A 2,490-nucleotide genomic window follows, 5' to 3' on the forward strand; every position below is an offset into this window, starting at 1 on the left:
CCTATGCTTATCAACGAAATTCAACAACAGTTGAGCAAAAGCGCTTAGCTATTTCGGAGTGCGATGGTTTTTGCGAACATTCCTTGACACTATCAGGGAAAGTTATAGTTAAGAGGGGGAAGCAATATATTCCTGATGCGGGAATAACTCTTAGAGGTATGTCCCGTTGGGGCATACCTCTTTTATCTTGCGTTGATTTTTAATTGTGCGCAACCTACACGTGAACTTTATTTTGCGGAATAATAATGTTGTAGAAAAAGAGATTAAATCATTATAAGGTTTTCATATTATTTTCGAAAAGCTCGATAACAAGAAAGGAACTATGTGTAATGAAAGCTTTATCTAATAAAAAAACTCCTGCGTTTTATCAACAATTTCTACAAACGGCTGTAATCCTTTTATGTGTGTTCTCGGTGCTGCTTGGAGTAGCCTATTATTTTCAAGAAAAAACAATTCGTATAGGTATTCGTGCTGATGAGTTGGCAAAGGTCAATCAAGCAGCAACTTCTATTGCGAAAGATATTGAAGTTAATCGTTCAGATTTAATGTTTTTATCGGACTTACTAGAATTGAAGACGATCACGGAAGAAGAACGATATGTAGGACACTTTAATCGACAGGCGGCCGAGGAACTGTCACATTATTATGAGCATTTCGCTTTGAGAAAAAATGTTTACGATCAAATTCGATTTTTAGATAGTAAAGGTAACGAGATCATACGCGTTAATTATAATAATGGATCACCGCAGGTGGTTCCAGATTCGGAATTGCAAAATAAAGCCGGACGCTACTATTTTGATGATGCTATGAAACTAGGTCGAGATCAAGTATACATTTCTCCTTTTGATTTAAATATCGAAAATGGCCAGCTAGAGGTTCCTTTTAAACCTATGTTGCGTTTTGCGACCCCGACTTTTGATTCGTCAGGGAATAAAACAGGCGTTATTGTGTTGAACTACTTAGGTGAGTACATGCTACAAAATTTTCTCAAGGCTTCGAAAAATAGCTTTGGGACACCAGAACTGCTGAATAGTGATGGATACTGGCTTAGTTCTAACAATTCGCAACAGGAATGGGGGTTCATGTTTAAAAATAAAAAGCAAGAAACCTACGCCATGCGTTATCCTAAAGCGTGGGCTTTAATTCAGGAGAACAATCAGGGGCAGTTTGTTGAAGAAGAAGGTTTATTTTCTTTTGTTAAGATATCCCCATTTGGTAACGAGCTGTTGACAAGTGTTGGGGTCGCCGAGGCAACAGGGTACTGTGATCATATATTCTCTAGTTCGGATTACTATTGGATTATTGTATCTCACGTTTCTAATGATATATTAGAACAGGAAACTATCGTGATGAAACAGCGTTTTGTGGTTATATGGATAGTAATGGCAGTTTTAGGGTTGATTATAAGTTATTTCTACGCTCAAAATGTTATTATTCGCCGAGCATATAGTGAGCAATTAAAACTGATGGCATCACACGATAGTCTTACGGGTTTGCCGAATCGTAATCGTTTTAATGAATATTTGAAACATAGCTTAGCACAGGCAAAGAGATATGAAAGACATGTGGCCTTGTTGTTTATGGACTTGGATGGGTTTAAGCTTGTAAACGACACTTATGGACACAGGGTTGGTGATTTACTGCTTATTGAAGTAGCTGGACGAATAAAAAACAGTCTGCGTGAATTTGATATGGTCGCTAGGGTGGGGGGCGACGAATTTATTGTGTTGTTATCTGAAGTTGACAATAAGCAAGAGGTTGATAACATCAAAAAAAGAATTTCTGACGCTATAGCACCGGCTTTTTTACTAGAAGGGATCACTTGTTATGTGGGGGTTAGTATTGGTTGTGCAATATATCCCACAGATGGAATTACTGATAACGAATTAATTACCAGGGCTGATGCTGAAATGTATGCGGTTAAGAATACAAAAAAACAAAAAGGTTGAAAAAATGTGAAGAAATAAGAATATAATGTATAAGCTAGCCATTACGGAGCTTGCATATCAGGATTTCCGATGTAAGCATTTACTGAATGGCAGACTCTTTAGTTTAACGATTTGCCGTGAGGGGGTTCAAATTTAACGATTTCATTTGGAACAATGCACCGAGCGGTGCAAGGTGGTGCATTCTATCCATAAGTAGTGACAGTGCCAAGCAAATACAAGGGTTCCAGCGATTAGCTGGAACCCTTTTTTGTTCGTACACAAAATCGTACTCAAATTTTTCCTTAGAGAAATTAAATATGTGCTTCCTTTGTTCGCCGAGACGTTAGTTTAGGCGGATTTTTTCTTTTAGGGGGTGATGAATTTGAACTTTTACGTGAAAGTAAGGGGGGCGTAAATGTATGGACTAGAAGGGGAAAACGCATTAGTTTATTTAGATAACGATAAATAGTGGCATGCCCCCCGAAAATCGAGCCAGATTTTAAGTTAGAAAAAAGTATGCTAGACTAACTTAAAAAGGAGCGAAAAACATGGGGAAGAAAAG

At 37.8% G+C, this 2,490-nt stretch carries 2 protein-coding genes; both read left to right on the top strand.

Translation table 11 applies throughout. The features are described 5' to 3' along the window. Positions 1-203 (top strand): hypothetical protein (locus C508_RS20605; RefSeq protein ID WP_215731993.1); only part of this gene is annotated, 203 nt, incomplete at its 5' end. 126 nt (positions 204-329) lie between these two features. Then, positions 330-1,949 carry a diguanylate cyclase domain-containing protein gene (locus C508_RS19185; RefSeq protein ID WP_018704815.1) on the top strand — a complete coding sequence of 540 codons (1,620 nt, stop codon included), beginning with the start codon at positions 330-332 and terminating at the stop codon, positions 1,947-1,949. Positions 1,950-2,490 lie beyond the last annotated feature (541 nt).

This window comes from Anaeromusa acidaminophila DSM 3853 (genome assembly GCF_000374545.1).
GTDB classification, from domain to species: Bacteria; Bacillota; Negativicutes; order Anaeromusales; family Anaeromusaceae; genus Anaeromusa; species Anaeromusa acidaminophila.

Bases quoted from the DNA above. Each gene is read 5' to 3' on its own strand.
- C508_RS19185 (WP_018704815.1), top strand. From the start codon at position 330: ATGAAAGCTTTATCTAATAAAAAAACTCCTGCGTTTTATCAACAATTT.